Annotated in this window: 15 protein-coding genes, 1 tRNA gene and 2 pseudogenes; 3 read left to right on the top strand and 15 right to left on the bottom strand. The window is 53.0% G+C overall.

The features are described 5' to 3' along the window. Window positions 1–15 precede the first annotated feature (15 nt). The 9 genes from AC5S3R_RS15505 to AC5S3R_RS15465 form a co-directional block, all read right to left on the bottom strand. Window positions 16–3177, bottom strand: a complete 3162-nt coding sequence (locus AC5S3R_RS15505; protein WP_494268019.1) for an efflux RND transporter permease subunit — start codon at window positions 3175–3177, stop codon at window positions 16–18. After that, window positions 3177–4769: a FixH family protein gene (locus tag AC5S3R_RS15500; RefSeq protein WP_494268018.1), complete on the bottom strand. Its 1593-nt coding sequence runs from the start codon at window positions 4767–4769 to the stop codon at window positions 3177–3179. Before AC5S3R_RS15500 ends, AC5S3R_RS15505 begins: the two co-directional genes overlap by 1 nt. Further along, a complete protein-coding gene (locus AC5S3R_RS15495) occupies window positions 4766–6136 on the bottom strand; it encodes a TolC family protein (protein WP_494268017.1) in 1371 nt (456 codons plus the stop codon). The genes AC5S3R_RS15500 and AC5S3R_RS15495 overlap by 4 nt, the downstream gene beginning before the upstream one ends. Window positions 6137–6238: 102 nt before the next feature. Continuing rightward, window positions 6239–6589, bottom strand: coding sequence for a hypothetical protein (locus tag AC5S3R_RS15490; protein WP_494268016.1), 351 nt, complete (start codon window positions 6587–6589; stop codon window positions 6239–6241). Between the two features lie 114 nt (window positions 6590–6703). Further along, complete coding sequence (locus tag AC5S3R_RS15485) at window positions 6704–7111, bottom strand: carboxymuconolactone decarboxylase family protein (protein ID WP_494268015.1); 408 nt, start codon at window positions 7109–7111, stop codon at window positions 6704–6706. Window positions 7112–7257: 146 nt separating this feature from the next. After that, on the bottom strand, window positions 7258–7881 hold the full coding sequence (gene rpsD / locus AC5S3R_RS15480; RefSeq protein ID WP_494268014.1) for a 30S ribosomal protein S4: 624 nt from the start codon (window positions 7879–7881) through the stop codon (window positions 7258–7260). 204 nt (window positions 7882–8085) lie between these two features. Further along, window positions 8086–8283, bottom strand: coding sequence for a hypothetical protein (locus AC5S3R_RS15475; RefSeq protein WP_494268013.1), 198 nt, complete (start codon window positions 8281–8283; stop codon window positions 8086–8088). Then, window positions 8280–9476 (bottom strand): PepSY-associated TM helix domain-containing protein, encoded by a 1197-nt coding sequence (locus AC5S3R_RS15470; protein ID WP_494268012.1) that lies wholly within the window; start codon window positions 9474–9476, stop codon window positions 8280–8282. The genes AC5S3R_RS15475 and AC5S3R_RS15470 overlap by 4 nt, the downstream gene beginning before the upstream one ends. Window positions 9477–9491: 15 nt before the next feature. Continuing rightward, on the bottom strand, window positions 9492–11792 hold the full coding sequence (locus AC5S3R_RS15465) for a TonB-dependent siderophore receptor (RefSeq protein WP_494268011.1): 2301 nt from the start codon (window positions 11790–11792) through the stop codon (window positions 9492–9494). A gap of 300 nt (window positions 11793–12092) precedes the next feature. Between AC5S3R_RS15465 and AC5S3R_RS15460 the strand changes: the two genes are divergently transcribed. Next, window positions 12093–12893, top strand: coding sequence for an AraC family transcriptional regulator (locus tag AC5S3R_RS15460; protein ID WP_494268010.1), 801 nt, complete (start codon window positions 12093–12095; stop codon window positions 12891–12893). Window positions 12894–13086: 193 nt separating this feature from the next. On the opposite strand, the gene AC5S3R_RS15455 is transcribed toward AC5S3R_RS15460, so the two are convergent. Then, window positions 13087–13161: transfer RNA gene (locus tag AC5S3R_RS15455), tRNA-Gly, on the bottom strand. A gap of 376 nt (window positions 13162–13537) precedes the next feature. Here AC5S3R_RS15455 and AC5S3R_RS15450 point away from each other — a divergent pair. Then, window positions 13538–14290 (top strand): GntR family transcriptional regulator, encoded by a 753-nt coding sequence (locus AC5S3R_RS15450; protein WP_494268009.1) that lies wholly within the window; start codon window positions 13538–13540, stop codon window positions 14288–14290. 265 nt (window positions 14291–14555) lie between these two features. Continuing rightward, window positions 14556–15059: pseudogene (locus tag AC5S3R_RS15445) on the top strand (alpha-L-fucosidase). Window positions 15060–15713: 654 nt separating this feature from the next. Here the strand turns inward: AC5S3R_RS15445 and AC5S3R_RS15440 are convergent. From AC5S3R_RS15440 to AC5S3R_RS15420, 5 genes and pseudogenes are all read right to left on the bottom strand, one after another. Further along, on the bottom strand, window positions 15714–16025 hold the full coding sequence (locus tag AC5S3R_RS15440; protein WP_494268008.1) for a hypothetical protein: 312 nt from the start codon (window positions 16023–16025) through the stop codon (window positions 15714–15716). Then, window positions 16022–16174 carry a hypothetical protein gene (locus AC5S3R_RS15435; RefSeq protein WP_494268007.1) on the bottom strand — a complete coding sequence of 51 codons (153 nt, stop codon included), beginning with the start codon at window positions 16172–16174 and terminating at the stop codon, window positions 16022–16024. Before AC5S3R_RS15435 ends, AC5S3R_RS15440 begins: the two co-directional genes overlap by 4 nt. Window positions 16175–16300: 126 nt before the next feature. Further along, window positions 16301–16996 carry a GntR family transcriptional regulator gene (locus tag AC5S3R_RS15430; RefSeq protein WP_494268005.1) on the bottom strand — a complete coding sequence of 232 codons (696 nt, stop codon included), beginning with the start codon at window positions 16994–16996 and terminating at the stop codon, window positions 16301–16303. A gap of 55 nt (window positions 16997–17051) precedes the next feature. Continuing rightward, on the bottom strand, window positions 17052–17717 hold the full coding sequence (locus tag AC5S3R_RS15425; RefSeq protein WP_494268004.1) for a hypothetical protein: 666 nt from the start codon (window positions 17715–17717) through the stop codon (window positions 17052–17054). Between the two features lie 12 nt (window positions 17718–17729). Further along, a pseudogene (locus AC5S3R_RS15420) lies at window positions 17730–18082 on the bottom strand (glycosyl hydrolase family 39); the annotation flags it as partial.

The raw sequence follows: 18082 nt of genomic DNA, 5'->3' as shown, positions 1-18082 counted from the left end.
CGATGTAGCTGCGACTCATTCTGCCTCTTCCCTTCCCTCTTGATTAAGACGAAGCCTGCCCGCACGAAGATCTCGGCGCTTCATCAGCAGGAAGAATACGGGAACAAGAATAAGCACGTGGATGGTGGAAGTAATCATGCCGCCGACGATAGGCGCAGCAATGGGCTTCATCACATCGGAGCCGATGCCAGACTCCCACAGTATGGGAGCGAGACTGAGAATGACTGCAGTAACGGTCATTAGCTTGGGTCGCAGACGCTGAACGGCGCCTGCGATGGTGGCTTGCATAAGATCAGTCTCCGTGAACGGTCCGCCCTGCTGTATGCGTTCCTGTAAGGCTTCATGGAGATAAACAACCATGACCACCCCAGTTTCGACGGCAATGCCGAAGAGCGCGATGTAGCCCACCCACACAGCCACGCTGAAGTTGTATCCGAGCAGCCACTGCAGCAGCAGGCCACCTGACATGGCATAGAAGGTCGGGAAGATCAGCACTGCTGCTTCTTCTATAGATTTGAAGACAAGATAGAGAAGCAAGAAAATTACAAAGAAGACAATGGGGAGAATAATCATAAGCCGTTGTTTGGCACGCATTTCGAACTCGTACTCACCGGCCCAGCGCCATGTGTAACCTGCAGGCAGCGTAAGCTGATGCTGGAGCACTGCATTGGCGCGCTTAACGAAGCCACCATAGTCGCCTGTCTTCAGGTTGAGATAGACATAGCCGGTGAGTGAACCGTCTTCATCACGGATCATGGCCGGACCGCGTGAGTAGTAGACACGAGCGACTTCGCTAATGGGAATCTGTTCACCAGAGGGAGCTGGGATCAACGCTTGTGAAAGGGTTGTCGATGAGTCGCGAAAGTCTCGTTGGTAGCGAACTGCGATGGGATAGCGCTCGCGGCCTTCAATGTTTTCAGTAATGTTCATGCCGCCGATATCCGATGAGACAACACGTTGCACATCGGAGACGGTGAGGCCATAGCGTGCTGCGACTGGACGGTTTACATCCACATTCAGATAAAAGCCTTGCGAGATGCGCTCGGCGTAAACGGAACTTGCCTCGGACATGCCTGAGAGCGCTTGCTGTATCTGTGCACCTATATCTTGAATGCGCGCGACATCGGGGCCTTGAATCTTGATGCCAATGGCGGTTTTAATGCCGGTAAGTTCCATATCAAGACGGTTTTCGACAGGCATGGTCCAGGTATTTGTCAGGCCTGGGAACTGCAGCTTTTCATCCATCTGGCGGATGAGCTTGTCGTAGGTCATGCCGGTCCGCCATTGTTCACGCGGCTTAAGCATGATGGTGGTGTCGTACATGTCGAGCGGCGCATTGTCCGTAGCGCTGTCTGAGCGGCCGACTGTTCCGAAGACAGTTGACACCTCTGGAAAGCCGCGAATGATGCGGTCCTGCTGCTGCATGAGCGAGACAGCCTGAGTGATGGAAATGCCGGGCAAAGAGCTGGGCATATATAAAGAAGACCCTTCGTATAGCGCAGGCATGAACTGGCTTCCTACGCGCCAGCAGAGAGGAATTGTCACTGCGAGAAAGATGAGGTTGAGTGCAATTACAAGCTTCCAGCGATGCAGACACCAGCGAAGTACAGGGAGATAAATGGCTTGACTGATACGGGCTGCGGGGTTCTTTGACTCGGGAAGCAGATTGCCGTTTAAGAAAAATGGCATAAGTGCTGGGACCAGCGTGATGGATAGCAACGACGAAAATATCAGCGCCAGTGTCTTTGTCCACGCGAGAGGGCGGAACATGCGGCCCTCCTGTGCTTCAAGCAGAAAGACCGGAAGAAACGAAACGACAATGATGATGAGCGAATAGAAAAGTGCTGGGCCAACCTGCTGTGCTGCTCCAATCAGTATGCTGCGGCGCTCCGGCATGGTTAACTGCCCTGCGTTGTCGTGCTCGGCGATATGCCGGTAGCCATTTTCCACCATCACGATGGCCGCATCGATGAGCACGCCAATCGCCAACGCGAGGCCGCCGAGCGACATGATGTTCGAGCTGACCTTTAGATAATACATGGGGATGAAAGCTGCCAGGACCGCGATGGGCAAGGTTAGTATGGGAACCAATGCGGAGCGGAAGTGGAAGAGAAAAAAGATGCTGACGAAGCTGACAATGATGGCTTCGAGAATGAGGTCGCGCTTGAGTGTATGAATGGATTGGTTGATGAGCCAGGAGCGATCGTATCCGGTGACAATCTCAACGCCCGGAGGCAGGGATGGGCCAATCGTTTTGAGCTTGGCTTTGACGCCATCGATGACATTGAGTGCATTTGTGCCGTAGCGCATGACTACGATGCCGCCAACAGTTTCGCCCTCGCCTTGCCATTCTGCTGCACCACGGCGCACATCGGGGCCTAGTGTTACGGTACCCAAGTCTCGCACAAAAATCGGCGTGCCATTCTTGTTTGCTACTGGAACATTTTCGAGGTCCGCGACATTGCGTAGATAGCCAAGACCACGGATCATGTATTCGGCTCCACCGGCTTCAATTACGTCTCCACCAACTTCGTTTGTGCTTTGCCGTACGCGTTCTATGACTGTTGATGCAGGAATGCCGTAGGAGAAGAGCTTTTGCGGGTCCAGGTTGACCTGATACTGGCGCACGAATCCGCCGATGGTTGCTACTTCTGCTACGCCGGGAACTGTTTCGAGTTGATAACGCAGGAACCAATCCTGAAGGGAACGCAAATCAGCGAGGCTGTGTGCGTGGGAGCGGTCTACAATTGCGTATTCGTATACCCAACCCGCTCCGGTTGCGTCTGGCCCGATGGATGGATGGACGTCAGACGGTAGTCGTCCGGAGAGTTGCTGCATGTACTCTGTCACTCGCGAACGTGCCCAATAGAGATCGGTGAGATCGTCAAAGACAACAAACACACATGAGTCACCGAACATGGTCTGAGCGCGAACGCTTTTGACGTGAGGAGCGGAAAGGAGCGCCGTGACGATGGGATACGTAACCTGATCTTCCACCACCCCGGGAGGCTCTGCAGACCAAGTCGTGTGAATCACTACCTGGACGTCGCTGATATCGGGCAGAGCATCAAGCGGCACGCGTTGCAGAGACCACACGCCTGCGATTGTGAGCAGAATGGCGCCTGTGAAAACGAGGAATGGGTTGCGTGCACACCATGCAATTATTCGCAAGATCATTACATGCCTCCCGTGGCGTCAATGCTGAGCTTTGCTGTTGTGATGGTGGCTCCATTGCGTTGAACTGTAATGGTGACCTGCCACGTGCCACCAGAAGTTAACTCAAACGGCCCTTCATATGTCCCCTGCCCTTTTGCACTGATCGTTGCTATTGCATGCTGCGCTGCCATTCCCATTGCCGGCATGGCTGGCATAACAAACGTGGCCGTGACGTGAACTCCGTCTACTGGCTTTCCGTCTGCGCCGGTGAGCTGAATTCGGATAGTGTTCTTGCCCTTCTGCGGAGCTGACGGGCTGGTTGTCATGCTGATTTTGATTTGTTCGGGCTGTGGAGCAGAACTATTCGATTGCGTGTTTGCTGTGCTTGCGCTTTGCTGCAGAAGGTTGAATGCTCCCAGTGCTGCCTGGAGTTGGGCTTCCGAGTCCAGCAAGAAGTTGGCCGAGCTTACGATACGGTCACCGGCTTGCAGACCTTTGAGCACAACAACGGAACCTTCAACCTGCGGGCCGGTTTGAATTTCGCGCGGCTCAAGGTTGCCGTTTCCGTGATCGAGGAAGGCAATGGTCCGTGTGCCGGACTGAAGAACTCCTGAGGCTGGGATCATGAGTTGTTTGCCAAGCGATACGTTGATATCTACGTTCACATACATGCCCGGTTTGAGGACTACGCCGGGATTACGAAAAACAAGACGCACACGTACCGTACGTGTTGCTGGATCAACCTGGGGAAGAATCTGATCTATGCGACCGTTAAACTCTCGCCCGGGATACGAATCGACTGTGACTTGCGCTGGATCACCAGACTTCAAGCGTCCCACTGCGTTCTGAAAGACGTTAGCGTAAACCCATACAGTTGATAGATTTGCAATAGTGTAGAGTTTGCTGTCAGGCTGCACGTAGGCATTGGGGAGTGCGTTGCGCTCGGTAATAAAACCCGATGCGGGCGATTCAATCGTGATTTCACGCTGTGCTTTGCCGCTTTGTTCGAGAGAGGTGATTACGGACGTCGATACTCCGAACTGTCTCAGGCGCTCTTCGGCGGCATCGAGCAACCATCCGCCTTCCTGCGCTGCCATTCCATGTGGATCGTGAGTAAGAGCTTTCTGGTTTTGTTTTGCCAACAAATACTCTTGTTGCGTGCTGACCAGGTCTGGGCTGTAAATGGTGAATAGCGGCTGGCCTTTTCGCACGTACTGGTAAGTTGCATTCGCATATACGCGCTGTATCCATCCCGGGAAACGCGTTTGAACATAAGAGAGGCTTTGCTCATCGAGATCGACGTTGCCGGGAACGCTTAGCTTATCGCTAACGTTCTTCATCTCCACTACTGCCGTGGTAACACCTATCTGTTGCAGACGCTGAGGAGGTATCTGTATAAGGCCGAGGTGAGGCTCTGTGTTGGATGTAACTGTACTTGTCTGTGGAGAGGGTGTGCTGGTGGCTTCAGGGCCTCGCGCTACAACTGGATCGCTGGTTTGTGAGACTGACACCGCACGACTGTGCTGCAGGAGAAGATAGCCAACTCCCGCAGCGAGTGCTGCGCATGCAGCAAGAGCTACAAAGAATGCTTGTCGATATACACGGTCGCTCATTGCTTCTCCTCCGGTGTTGCTGGCAGCGGTTGTTGGGGCTTTAAGTCGATGGGTGCGCCAACGGCTAATTCCAGATCAGATATGCTCGTCGCAAAATCTCCCATTGACTGGAACCACGCGAGGTTTACATCGATTACGGCCATCTGGCTATCGAGTAGATCGAGAAGATCAGCCTGGTTATTCTCATAAGCGATGACTGCGGCGTGTAAAGTTGCTTCCGCTTGCGGCTCAAGTGAGTCGTGATAGACGCGGGCCAGTCGCTGTGAGGAGCGAGCTTCGGCTAACGCTTCTTCTACCTGGCCAAAGGCTGCATTGCGTAGTGCAGCCAACTCGGCTTCCTGTTCGGTAACTTTTACATTCGATTCGGTAATCTCTGCGTTGTGCTTTTTGCGGTTAAGCCAAGGCAGCGTCATGGAGCCTTCAAACATGTAGTTATTGCGCGGATCAGAGCCGGAGGACATGAGCATATAGCCGCCTGCGATATTGAAGTCCGGCATGTAGACCTTGCCCGCCAACTCTGCTTCTTTGCGGCTCTTATCTATGGCCGCCTGGGCCTGTTGCAAATCGGGGCGTGAGTCGATTGAGAGTTGCTGTAATTGCTTTGCAGCGGGAAGTTGGGAGTCGATTCCGAAGCCACCTTCCACGCGAATGGGAATTGCAGTGTCTCGGCCTAACAGTGTGTTCATGCGTGCGCGAGCTACTTCGGCATCACGCTCAAAACGGATGATATGTTCTTCGAGACGCGTCATTGCGAGTTGCGCTTTCAGCACGTCCTGCTGCGGAACCTTGCCAACCGTGTACTTAATGCGCGCAGCTTCGATAGCTTGTTTTGCAATGTCCACATGCTGGTCATGGATGCGCATTTCTTCTTGCGCCAACAACAGATTGAAGAAGGCTTTGCGTACCTCAACACGTACGCGCAACCGTGTGGACTCCAGTTCATCCTTTGTGAGAGCCACGTCTGACTGCGCGATGCTTGTTTGCAAAGGGCGCTTGCCACGCCCTGGCAGCAACTGACTCAGCATCAGCATGTTCTGCGCTGAGTTGAAGTCCCAGGGTTTGTTTAACGGAACCTGCCAGTTGCGGAGCATGAATTGAGGATCATCAAGCCTGCCAGTGGCGGGAACGTGCGCCTCTGCCAGTGCAACTTTGCGCGCGGCTACGTGAATCTCCGGGTTTTCCGCGAGAGCGATACGTTCTATCTCCTCCAGCGTTCGCGGCAGTGCAGTTTCGTCCGGTGATTTTTTTGCATCTACGATTAAGCGAAAGCTGGCGAATTGGTTGGTCGCGTCCTGCTGCTGAGCGGAGCAGATATCTGCAGACGCAGGAATGGCAAGGATGCAAAGTGATGCAAGTAGAAATTTCATTCATCCCCCGAATCGATGGGCGGTTAGTCGCGCCATACGCGCCGGCAGCACGCAAAAGCGCACTGAGGCACACGAATCCCTGAACGGGAATCGAGGGAGAAATCAGATTCGAAGAATGGTGGTTGTGCCTAGCAGAGATCGAGGAGGGGATGCGTGCGTTTGAATCGAGCTGTGGCCAGCTGGGTTGATGGTAAGCGGAAGGACAGCGGAAGTTGCCGCCAGAGCAAAGCTATTGTGAAACTCCGGCGAGACCGAGTTTGCTGCAGGCTCGGCGGTATTGGGGCTGTGTACTTCACAGCAAAAGTTGACAGCGCTCAATGTCTGTGCGCCGTCATCCATCTTCATTGCGGCGCAGCATTGATGGCATGGGGCAACTGCAAAGCAGAGAAGCGCGGGAACGGCGGCCCAGAGGGCCACGATCACCAGCATGAAAATCGCGCTTTTTCTGCTCATAAACACAGTCTACACTCGCTTTCTCATACAAGCATCAACTGGACTGGTGATTGCCGGCTGTGATTAAGATCACGCAGATGTTTGGCTTTGTTCTATTTAGCGAATTTGTTTCGACTACTGGACCGCGAACTCGTCATCAACAGGAATCTGCATGGCATTCGCGAGCGCGTTGGTCTCCGCCGCCATTCCTATGATTGCCAGGAACTCCGCATGCTGCTCGGCCGTTAAGCCTTTGGCTCTTGCCGCTGCCGTGTGCGAGTGTATGCAATAGCTGCAGCTATTTACTGTTGAGACGGCAATATAGATCAGCTCTTTCGTCAGAGGGTCCAACGTGCCCGGCGTAACCATCACCTGCTTGATGCTTGTCCATGTGCGCTCCAGCAGTTCCGGCTGGTTTGCAAGGGCTCGCCAGAAGTTATTTACGAAATCTGACTTGCGCGTTGCACGGATATCGTCAAAAACTACTTTTACGCGTGGGCTTCCTTCCACTTCCTCGTCCGTCCAAAGCTTTATTGTTGCCATGTCCTCATTGCCTCTCTTTGCGCCATCAATAGCATTTTGCATCATCCCAATGAGGTAATGCAGGCCAGGACACATCTCTTGGCAACTATGCTGCAGACCTGGTGTTCGCCGTTCGCAAATGCTTCCCTGCCCGCAGCATTGGGGTGCTAGACGCCGCGCTTGGCGTAATACTCCGCTACCTGCGTTGCATTGAACTCAAAAGGGACATGCTCAACGCCCGGCATTGTAAGTATGAGACCATGTTCCCTGTTTTCAGGGTTTTCGAACTTGAGGTAAGAAGGCAGGTCGAGCCGCGGGCTGGCCAGCGAGCTTTGAATAGCCGCCATCTGCTTTGCGTAATCCGTGAGATGAACACGCTCACCAATGCGAAGAACCATGGAACCGATGGTCTGGCGTCGACCGTCCGCCAGGATATGTCCGTGCGAAACGAGCTGACGCGCTGCAGCGATGCTGCGTGCAAAACCAAGGCGGAAGACTACGTTATCGAGACGCATTTCGAGCAGGCTTATCAGGCCTTCAATCCAGTTGGTAGCATTGAGGCTCTTGGCCTTGCGGACAAAGCGGCGGAGCTGTTCTTCGCGTAGTCCGTAATGAAAAAGCAGCTTCTGCTTTTCACGCAGTTGCGTGCCGAACTGCGTGGTCTTGCGCTTAAGCAGCTTGCCATGCTGGCCCGGAGGGTAATTTCTCTTTTCAAGTGCGCCGGGCTTACCGAGGCCTGGCAGTTCGATTCCCAGCGAACGCTGGATGCGGAATTTCTTCCGTTCGCTCATGCAACCATCTCCCGTAGAGGCAGGATTGCGGCGTTTCCGGAACGGAATGCGCCAGCCTTCCTGTCGATCTCCGCATTGCAGCAGCGCTTCGCCAAAAGACTCTGCGGCAATGCTTTTCTTGATATAGGACTAAATTAGTCCCTGTTAAGCTTAACAATAACTGCCTCAGCAAAATTGTGCAAGAGGAACCTGATATTTTCTGCTTCAGCATTTATTGGGTGTCCCTGTTTTGGCAGCTGCCAGTTTCCATGCAATTACGGCCAGTGGAATTGCGAGGACGAGCCATGAAAGCTGATCCCAGATGCCGTCACCTAGCAGTGCGGAGAGCAGACCGTAGATTGTGACAGCCGCGAGGACGCAAGCCGCGCCATAGACTTTGCGAAAAGAATAAGGCTGGCTCATTGGGCGTGTGCTTCCGATCCTACGAGATTGGGCTGCGCTGCTTCCATGGCGACCAACTTGTCGAGTTCTTCTTCGATTGCGGTCTTTCGCTTGGATAGCCAGAGATACAGGCCGGTGATGAGCACGATTATCAGTACCAGGTCGAACAGGCCCCAGAGGATTTTAAGTGGAAGGCCGCCGTAGTCTCCGAAGTGCAGCGGACGGGACAACTCCAGAATGCGTAGATACCACGGGAGGCCGCCGGAAAGCGTAACGGCTCCTGTTTCTACATCGACAAGTGTGGGCGTGAACATTCTAGCAGTGAGTGGCGTTTTGCCCCTGGCCCAAACGAGGTAATGACGTGGGCTGCTGAATACAGGATTGGGGAAGATGACTGCTGAGACTTCCATGCCAGGGAGCGCAGCAGCGACCTGCTTTACTGATTCATTTACGGAACGAAAGTGGGTTGGCACTGGCTTGCCGTGATAGGGCGACAGAATCTTTGGAAGCGTTTGCGCTCTCCACAATCCGAAGAGCGGTGTGGAAAGCGCATTCATCACGCCGGTTGCACCTACTACCAGAGCCCAGGTGAGAGTGACTATGCCGAGGAGGTTGTGCAGGTCGAACCACTGAGTTCGCCTTGACCCGTTGCGGCGGTAGGTTCCAAAATCCAACCGCCGCATGAATGGGCCATAGACCATAGTGCCGGAGACGAGCGAGATGACAAAGGTTAGCGCCATGACGCCCATGATTAACTCGCCGGGGAGTCCGAGAAAGATTTCCATGTGCAGCCGCAGCAGAAAACCCATCAAATCGAATCCGTCTTTTGCATTCTCCAACAGACTGCCGGTGTGTGCGTCAAAAATCATCGTGCGAATCTCGCCATCTTTGGGCTTGTCGGAGGCACTCATGTTGACGAAGATGCGTGGTTCATCATCATCCCAGCCGAGAGAGAAGGGGTGCAGCGATGGAAAACGCGACTGCGCCTGTGCAACCATCTGATCGAGATTGGCCTGTGGAGTGTCTGCCGCAACCTTGGCAGGTGCAACATGCGGTTCGAGCAGCGCATCGAGCTCGTCATGAAAAACCAGAGGCAAACCTGTGATACAGGCCATCAGCAATAATGCCGTGCAGATAAGGCTGGTCCACTTGTGAATTCTGTACCAGCCCCTTACAGTTCTCGCGTTCACGTTTTTTGAACCTTGATGAGCCATGCAATTCTCCGTTCCCTACCAGCGGTAGCGCAGGGTTCCGTAGACAGTAAGTTTTGCGCCGTAATAGCATCCATCCGTTGCGTAGCAGGAAGCTACATAGGTGCGATTGCCGATGTTGGCGGTGTTGACCTGCAAGCGGGATCCATGCAGCAAGCGGGAGTCCGCAGCGAAGTCATAGTGCAGTGCGCCATCGAACAGCGTTGCGCCGGGGACTTTGAAGGAGTTCACGTTGTCTCCCCAGCTTGCGCCGACGAAGCGACTGCCTGCGCTTACCCCAACGCCATTCAGAGAAGCATAAGGAAGGTTGTAATCCACCCAGAAAGATGCAATATTAAGCGGCACACCGTACTGATACTTGTCTTGCGTTGGTTCTTCGCTACCATCAAGAGCAATGCCGGTGGCATTCGACTTGGTGTATTTGGAATCTGTGTAGGCATAAGACGCGACCATGCTAATGCGATGGCCAAGGCTTGAGTGTCCTTGCAGCTCAAAGCCCTTCGAGGTGATTTCACCAACCGCAATCGTGAAGTTGGGATTTTGCGGGTCAGGCGTGCCTACGTTCTGCTGCGCCAGATTATAGACGGCAGCCGTAATGAGCATGTTGGTGTGACCCGGCTGATATTTGATGCCCCCTTCATACTGCCTTCCGGTCGTAGGTGGAAGCTCTGTACCATCTTCAGAAAGAGCAATATCCGGCTGGAATGAGGTTGCGTAGCTGAAGTAAGGTGCGAAACCCCGGCCCGCCAGATATACGGCTCCCGTGCGGAAAGTGAACCGACTGTTTTCCCCTTTCAGATTTATCCCACTTTCTATGATGTGAATGGGAGCCCAGTCCTGCCGTCGGGCAAAAGAGAGACGAAGGCGACTGATGGCAGCCTGATCCTGAAAGTAAATACCAGTCTGGTGCGTAAGCAAGGTCTCCTGCCCTGTGATTTCTGGCGCTACAATCTGCTGCTGGCCATAGACCGGATGGAAGACATTGATGGGCGCAATGTCGCCATCGCCCCAGTTCCATCCCTCGCTATAGCGCGTATAGTTCACCCCTGCCAGTAATGTCTGCCGAATTTTGCCTGTCTGGAGCGTCTTTACGATGCGCTGGTCAGACAGAATCGAATCAAAGGAGACATGACGAATAAACGTATAACGGTCCAGCGTAACGTTATCCGCTTCAAGATCTTCAGGCCAGATCATCTTGGCGTAGTCCCGGTTACCCGCAAAACGGAAATTCTGCTCCAAACGCCAGTCATCACCCAAGGTTCGGGTAAACACATCCCCGGCCTGAATGAAGGACTGCTTGGTCATGTTGAAGTTTGGGTCACCGGGAAAGAAGCCGGGAGCAATTTTTCCGTTGGGATTGAAAAGTGCGCTGCCAAGCGCTGGTACATTACCGTATGCGCCAACTTCAGGGTTATAGGTATAGTTGCTCAGAAGCGTCAGACTGGTCTTCGAATCCGGAATCCATGTCAGAGCAGGAGCAATTGCATAGCGCTCAGGGTGCACAAACCATGTCTGCGACCCCTCAGAAAAGCCTACTCCAGTAATTCGGTAGAGCCAATGCGGTGCTGACAGCGGGCCGCTGAAATCGAAGTTCCCTTCATATCGCCCGTATGTGCCGGAACCAAACTGAATCTCGCGCAGGGTTGAGACTGTTGGGCGCTTGCTTTCTACGTTGACAATGCCGGCGGGGTTGCCCTGTCCATAAAGAACCGACGAAGGGCCTTCGAGAACTTCAACCCGCTGATAAAAGTAAGCATCAAGCAGAGTGTTCCCTGTTGCGTCATCCGTCAGGCCATCCTGATAGATGTCGGGAATGAAGCCACGCAGTTGCAGACTGCTGGAGTTCCAGAACGATGAGGTGGTCCCCTGTGACTCCGGCACAATGCCGGGCGCATAACGCAGTGTTTCGTTGGTGCTTTGTGGAGCCTGCGCATCCATCTCGTCACGCGTAATTACTGAAATGGACTGTGGCGTTTCAAGCAGAGGAGTATCCGTCTTCGTGGCCAGCATGCTGTCGCTGGCCACATAACCCGCCTCCGCTTGAACCGTAACCGAATTTGCCGCATTCTGCACGGCAAGCGTCACATCGGTATTCAGAGAAGTGGCATTGATATTCAGGCCTTTTGCGTAAGCAGCAAAGCCCGATGCCTCCACCTGCAAACGGTAGTTGCCTTCGGGAATTGCCAGTGTGAAATGCCCTGCACTGTCTGTCCGCGCCTGCCGCACCTGATTGCCGCACAACAATTGCACAGTGGCAGAAGTAATGCGAGCTCCGGTCGTATCTGCAACTGTTCCACTTACCGTTGCCGGAGAGGACACCTCGGTTGAAATACAAGCTGGTATCTGCGATGACTGCGTATGGCCCATTCCGGCAAATAAAAACGCCGGACCCAAGATGAAAGCACAAAAGCGATAAAGCATTGGTACGCACCTTTCGTTTTCCCCGAAGGCACGCACCTGCTCTACACTAGAAGCAGTCGCCAGCCTTCGGGTTGTCGATCTCCTGGTCCCTGCGGTGCTTCGCCAAAAGACTGCCGCGGGGACCTTACCATATACGACTAATTGAGTCCGAGTTACACTATAACCAATTCTTTTTAAGCATGCTCCGCGTGAAGCGTCATGCACTACGACAATCTGGTCATGGCGAAGCGACCAAGAGATTTTGAATATTTGCAATCCGTTGCCCGCCCTGTGTCGGCGCTGGCTAAGAGCTATCCCGCAGGCTATGTGGGGTACATGCACAGTCATCCGCGCGGGCAATTCCTCTATGCCGCCAGCGGCTCGATGAAACTGAAATTTGATTCTGGGCAATGGATTATTCCACCCAAACGGGCGGTGTGGCTACCAACTGGCTATCGTCATCAGACGGGCAGCATGGGTGCGCTGGAGATGCGTACGCTCTATCTACGCGACGATGCATGCATAGAGACAGTGCTCACTATGCCGCGCATGCTGGCAGTTTCTCCGCTACTGCATGAACTCATTATGCGCGTAGTAGAGATGCCGGTTGAGTACGACGAGGCAGGACAGGACGCTCGCATTGTCGAAGCGCTACTGGGAGAGATTGACTGGACACCGATTCATCCGGTGAACCTGCCTTTGCTGCAAGATGAAAGGCTCCGACGCATGGAAACATCGCTAACCAATCGGCCGGATGATACGAGCACTCTGGAACAATGGGCTGCACGGCTTGCGATCTCTCCGCGTACGCTGACGCGCCTGCTGCATAAAGAGACGAGCTTATCCTTCCAGACATGGCGAGACCATGTACGTGCGTTTATAGCGATTCCCATGCTAGCTGAAGGAAGGCTTCTGGCTGAGATTGCGGATGCGCTTGGCTATGAAACTGCTTGGAGCTTCACCGCAATGTTCAAAAGAGTCACAGGCAAGACACCAAGTCAGTACACGAGTCCTGTCTGATTTTGAACAGATGCAGGCCTGCAAAAATAAGGAATGCCGTGATGACAAAAAGCCGGCTATATGGAATGCAACCACCTAGACAGGTTGGAGTCTATCTGTAGAATTTGCCCCATACAATTTCACAACGCACTCGTGCACAGAACGATGGATGAAGTGCAGGCTCTGACAAGGATTTACAAAATCGTTGATTCTTTGGAGCGGGAGACCGGGATCGAACCGGCGACATTCAGCTTGGGAAGCTGACGTTCTACCACTGAACTACTCCCGCTTTTGAAAACAATCACATACTGATCCATATTTAGCTAACTGCCTGCTATTGAGTCGATTTAGGCAGGTAGGAAACAACTCTTAGAGTATCGCTGACGAGGTAGCGCCTGGTCAATGGACATAAAATCCATTTCGGGGCATTTAAAGGACGCTCATTACGCTAATCCTACAATGTAAGCCACATAAAATTGCTCATAAAATAGCCCAACGATTGCTCTAAAAATGTCGAGTCATCTTCCGAGTTGCTTCCGGAGAACACGCGGGGCAAATGAAATAATTCGCGCACGTACCATCGACGTGATATATCAGAAAAGAACCCGGTAAAACGCACTGCAGGTAATATCCCGAAAGCCGCTGTTCAGAGACACATAATACCTATGGCAATAGCCCGAAAATCAGCTAACAAGCGCAATCACAACAGAACTACAGGTGTAGCATCGGTATCTCTTGCCGACCGTGCATACGAACGCATCCGCTATGAAATCCTTCAAGGAAGTTTCGGAGTGGGCGATATTCTCTCCCGGCGCAGGCTAGCGGATCAGCTGCATATGAGCTTTCTCCCCATCACTGAAGCATTGCAGCGTCTTGAGTCGGATGGCCTCGTTGAGAGCCGTCCTCGCATCGGAACCCGTGTCCGCATCCCCACCCGGCAGGATATCCTCGACAGCTACGTCCTTCGCGAAGCGCTTGAAACACAAGCTGCCCGCTTATGCTGCGCCAAGATGACCGACGCAGAACGGAAACAGTTAATCTCCAGCGCCCAACATTTAGATGATCTTTACAAGGATAGTGCGACAAACAAAAAGCCGTCTCGGTTCCATTTTTTCGTGCACACACATCACACGCAGTTCCATACACGTATTGCAGAGCTATCGCAATCTCCTGGCTTACTAAAGGCTATTGAAAAAGAACAGGTTCTGGTCTTCAACTGGCTCTACGACATCGCAGTAGGCCAGGAGACTCTCCCCCCGGACTTCCATTACGAACTGGCAACAGCAATCTGCTCCGGCAATATAAAAAACGCAGATGCCGCCATGCGCAAGCATATTCAGCATGGAATGGGACGTGTAGTACAGAACATGGGCACACTTGAGGTTGCAAGAATGTGGCGGCACAAACGCAGCGCCTGATAATTTGCACTCTTGTCTCGTTCAATACTTGGTTGACCGTACATATCCAACATTGATATATCAGTGAATATCGCTTCAATATCCATTGCTGCTAGATTCTCTCTATGCTGACCTTTGCACGAATATTTGCATGGGGAGAATCCATAAATCGAAGGAGATTTCTGACATCTGATGCCGTGCTGGCGGCTATGTCTGCATATTCCAGACCAGCTTTTCCATCCACTAATTTTGACAAAAGGCAGCATGCCCCAGCCCCCACTCGTGGATTCCCCGCACCGATTCTCACCCCGACTCGTACATCGAAAGCGCCCCAATCACCGAGTACCATAGCGCCTCAGCGGGATCGTACGAAGCATTCCAGGACATGAAGTTTGGCATACGAATCCACTGGGGTATTTATTCTATCTGGCATCGTGGCCCTTTCTCGGGATGTTGATGGCAGAGAGGCAGAACTATAACAACCCTCTACAAGACATGGAACCCAGTCGGCTTTGATGCGGAAACGTGGATGAGCCTCTTTGAAGAAGGCGGATTGAAGATGCTTGCCTTCACCAGCAAACATCATGAAGACTTTTCCATGTTCGATACTAAAACGCGTATCACGAAGCGCATCAACTGGATGGCTCCCGGATGGCCTGCAATCGAAGATTGCAATCTTGCTTACTCCATCATGGAAGCTCCCTTCAAACGTGACATCGTAAAAGAACTGTGCGACGCCGCGCACAGGCGAAACATTAAGATCGATTTGTACTTCTCACATCCCGACTAGCATGAGCCAACTTTGGCCATTCGGCGCGCATCCTCTATGAACAATCGCTGTCGTAAAGCAGGATGCTCAGCAGGACTTTGTTGCAGCAGAAGCGAAATGGGGCAATCCCTGGTCGTCGTTCCCGAAACAACCGATGCGTAAATGCTGCGGATGATGGCCCGTCATCGTCAGCAGTTAATCGAACTACTGACGAACTATGGAAAGATCGATATGGTCTGCCTGGACCTTGATCTAAGCCCACGCACATGGCCAAAGCTACCCAAAACGCTCTTGAAGATTCACGAAATACAACCAGACGCATGGTGACACTTCCTCAACGGCAACAGCGCGGATGCTTGCTGTACGCATCCTGAAAGAAGTTGGCTACCACGACCTTGCCAGCACGCACGACTTTGTGCCGAATGAATTTCTTAACAGAGAATCAGGCAAAAACGAAGGCGAAGCACCTCAGGGATGGGATGCAGATTTCTTCTCCGCCATTTATTTCGGCGCATTCGGCCTCAGCCGCACAAGTGCTAATCAACTCAACATCCACATCAACCTTCCAGCAAGCAACAACTTCACTACTGCCATTCGCTTGCCGGAAGGCGATCTACTGCTCACTCGCGAACAGGGCACCGCACATCACGAAATAGCTCACCAATCCACTTACGATCAACGAGAACCAATAAGAATCTCTTCCCTACTTTCACGCACCTGCGGAATGGGAAGCGTCATGCAGCGCTTCCCCGTAACCTCGCACTGCAGCATATCCAGCCCCAGCATATTCCATCCCACAAAACCAGCGAACTTGTGATTCGACGACTCTTCCGGCGTAGGCGCAAGCCCCTTGCCTGTCTCCGCATCATAGTTCTCGTGCATGGAGCCCCAGGCATCAATATCGCGATCAAGCGCTCCAGCAAGGCTTATAGCAATTTCGTGTGCTTCCTTGGGAAACCTATACTCCTTCAGCCCAATCCAATTCATGTAATTCGCGCCCCCCAGATCGGCCCCTGCCAGTTGGAATATGGATCAATCTCCGCGGCGTTGTTATACGAGGCATCTTGCTTCGATAAACTACGGAATCCATACGACGACCGCATCACATCCGGATTCAGAAGATACCGCTCAATCATCTTTCTTCCCTTCGCAAGCACCTACGCACAACGCTCGTTGTTGCAAAAAACGCTTAAGTGCGCATTGAAATGCAAAAAGCAATCCCTATACCTACCAGCGCCCAAGTGCTTCCAAGCTTCCTTACCTTACTTAGTAAAGCGAGCTACATCCGTAGTCTCATCCAGAAAGAGCCTAATCGTCTGCGCAACCAGTCGCTCAGCGAAAACTGGATCGCCAGTCTTCAGAGCCTCGATAATCCGCTTATGCTGCTCCAAACTGTGAGCCCACTGCGTCGGATCGGTACGCGCGTCCTGCACTCGCATCACCACAAAAGCAAACAGCGGAAAAATAATCCGCTTAATCGCCCGCACCAGCATGTAGTTCCCGGTCTTCTCCGCCAGCACTAGGTGGAACTGGATATCGCGCTCATAAAACGCACGAACATTATTGCAATCAATCGCCGAGCCCATATCCGCCAACAACTGGTCCAACTCTGAAAGATCCGGTTTCTTTTGCGCCACAACTCGCGCCGCGTAGCTCTCCAGAACCGCCCTCAACTCATAGCTGTGCCGAATATCTTCCTCGCTCAATTGCGTCACGCGCGCCGTGCGCCCCGACCCCTTCTGCACAAACCCTTCCGCTGAAAGAATATTCAGCGCCTCGCGCACAGAAGTCTGCGAAATCTTCAAGGTCTTCGCCCAGCGAACCTCAACAATCTTCTCGCCTGGAGCCATACGCCCACTAATGATCTCTTCGCGGAAATATGCCGCAAGATTATCCTTCACCAGAAGGATGTCTTCTGGCCGCTGCCCAGTCCCTAATCCAAGCGCTGCAGTGCTCATGCTCAAAGCTTATCCAACTCCTTTATTGAAATTGAGTATGCACTTCCAGTTACATTCATCCCCGAGCCTCTGGCGTAAGATTCTTAGCAGTATAGGACTCGCGACTAATGAGTTGGCTAGTCATTCCGCCATCCGCAAACATATTTGCCCCCGTAATACACGCGCTCCTATCACTCAACAGAAACGCCGCCAGTTCCACCGCAATGCTCTTGCTCAATCCCACCACGCCCCACTTCGCCGCGTCATACGGCCCAGATCCCAGCAGCACAGCGTAGCTATGAACACTGGAGACATTCGCAATCTCCGGCACCGGGCAGGCCGAACAATAAGCCAGCCACTCACCCGTCATCGCCGTGCGATCCATCAGCTTATTGAATGCCTCATGATCAATCGCCTCCGTCGGTTGTAAATTCAGCACCAGCGCCGGCACACCAGCCCGCTGCACCAGCGGCAACACCGTACTTGAAAGCGCATACGTTGTCACATACAACACCAGCAAACCGACATCCGCCTTGCGGCACTCGCTTGCAGCAGCACGAGCCTTCGTCGTGTCATCCACAAGCCCCAAATTCGTGACGTCAACGCCAAGTCCTTCAAGCCTCCGCGACACCTCGCCGACATATCCCTCAAGCCGTGCACGAAGCCCCTCAAACTGTGACCAATACGCATCCAGACCAATCCCGCATAGGCCAACACGAAGTTGCGCAGTTCCCATTCTCATTCTCAAAATCTGCTATTGCACCGTCAGCACAGCTACTGCAAATGGAGCCATCGTGAACCGTGCGGCATCAACTCTGCCAGCGCGTGGCGCATCATCGCCCGTCGCATCATCCACGGTAAGAGACGAAGCATTTGCCAACTCACTGCTCAGCGCAAACGCTTTTTCCGTATTCGTCTTGTTCACCAGCAGCACCTTGCGCCCCTGTGGCGTAACAAATCCCTGCACATCCACATCATCCAGCCAGTGAATGTTGTCCACCATCTTGTCGCCTGGATGAAAGTTGTCCTTCAAGAGCTTTAGCACCCAGTAGCGAGCATTCGGCTTGCCGGTGTTGAAGTTGATCATCGACACACTCGGATACTGCG

The organism is Occallatibacter sp. FHG110214_02, from assembly GCF_059115385.1.
Note: the sequence above shows the minus strand (reverse complement) of the source record. Positions and strands in the feature narration are given on the sequence as shown.

Coding starts and splice junctions, on each gene's coding strand:
- AC5S3R_RS15505 (WP_494268019.1), bottom strand. CDS start 3,177: ATGATCTTGCGAATAATTGCATGGTGTGCACGCAACCCATTCCTCGTT.
- AC5S3R_RS15500 (WP_494268018.1), bottom strand. CDS start 4,769: ATGAGCGACCGTGTATATCGACAAGCATTCTTTGTAGCTCTTGCTGCA.
- AC5S3R_RS15495 (WP_494268017.1), bottom strand. CDS start 6,136: ATGAAATTTCTACTTGCATCACTTTGCATCCTTGCCATTCCTGCGTCT.
- AC5S3R_RS15490 (WP_494268016.1), bottom strand. CDS start 6,589: ATGAGCAGAAAAAGCGCGATTTTCATGCTGGTGATCGTGGCCCTCTGG.
- AC5S3R_RS15485 (WP_494268015.1), bottom strand. CDS start 7,111: ATGGCAACAATAAAGCTTTGGACGGACGAGGAAGTGGAAGGAAGCCCA.
- rpsD (WP_494268014.1), bottom strand. CDS start 7,881: ATGAGCGAACGGAAGAAATTCCGCATCCAGCGTTCGCTGGGAATCGAA.
- AC5S3R_RS15475 (WP_494268013.1), bottom strand. CDS start 8,283: ATGAGCCAGCCTTATTCTTTTCGCAAAGTCTATGGCGCGGCTTGCGTC.
- AC5S3R_RS15470 (WP_494268012.1), bottom strand. CDS start 9,476: ATGGCTCATCAAGGTTCAAAAAACGTGAACGCGAGAACTGTAAGGGGC.
- AC5S3R_RS15460 (WP_494268010.1), top strand. CDS start 12,093: ATGCACTACGACAATCTGGTCATGGCGAAGCGACCAAGAGATTTTGAA.
- AC5S3R_RS15450 (WP_494268009.1), top strand. CDS start 13,538: ATGGCAATAGCCCGAAAATCAGCTAACAAGCGCAATCACAACAGAACT.
- AC5S3R_RS15440 (WP_494268008.1), bottom strand. CDS start 16,025: ATGAATTGGATTGGGCTGAAGGAGTATAGGTTTCCCAAGGAAGCACAC.
- AC5S3R_RS15435 (WP_494268007.1), bottom strand. CDS start 16,174: ATGATTGAGCGGTATCTTCTGAATCCGGATGTGATGCGGTCGTCGTAT.
- AC5S3R_RS15430 (WP_494268005.1), bottom strand. CDS start 16,996: ATGAGCACTGCAGCGCTTGGATTAGGGACTGGGCAGCGGCCAGAAGAC.
- AC5S3R_RS15425 (WP_494268004.1), bottom strand. CDS start 17,717: ATGAGAATGGGAACTGCGCAACTTCGTGTTGGCCTATGCGGGATTGGT.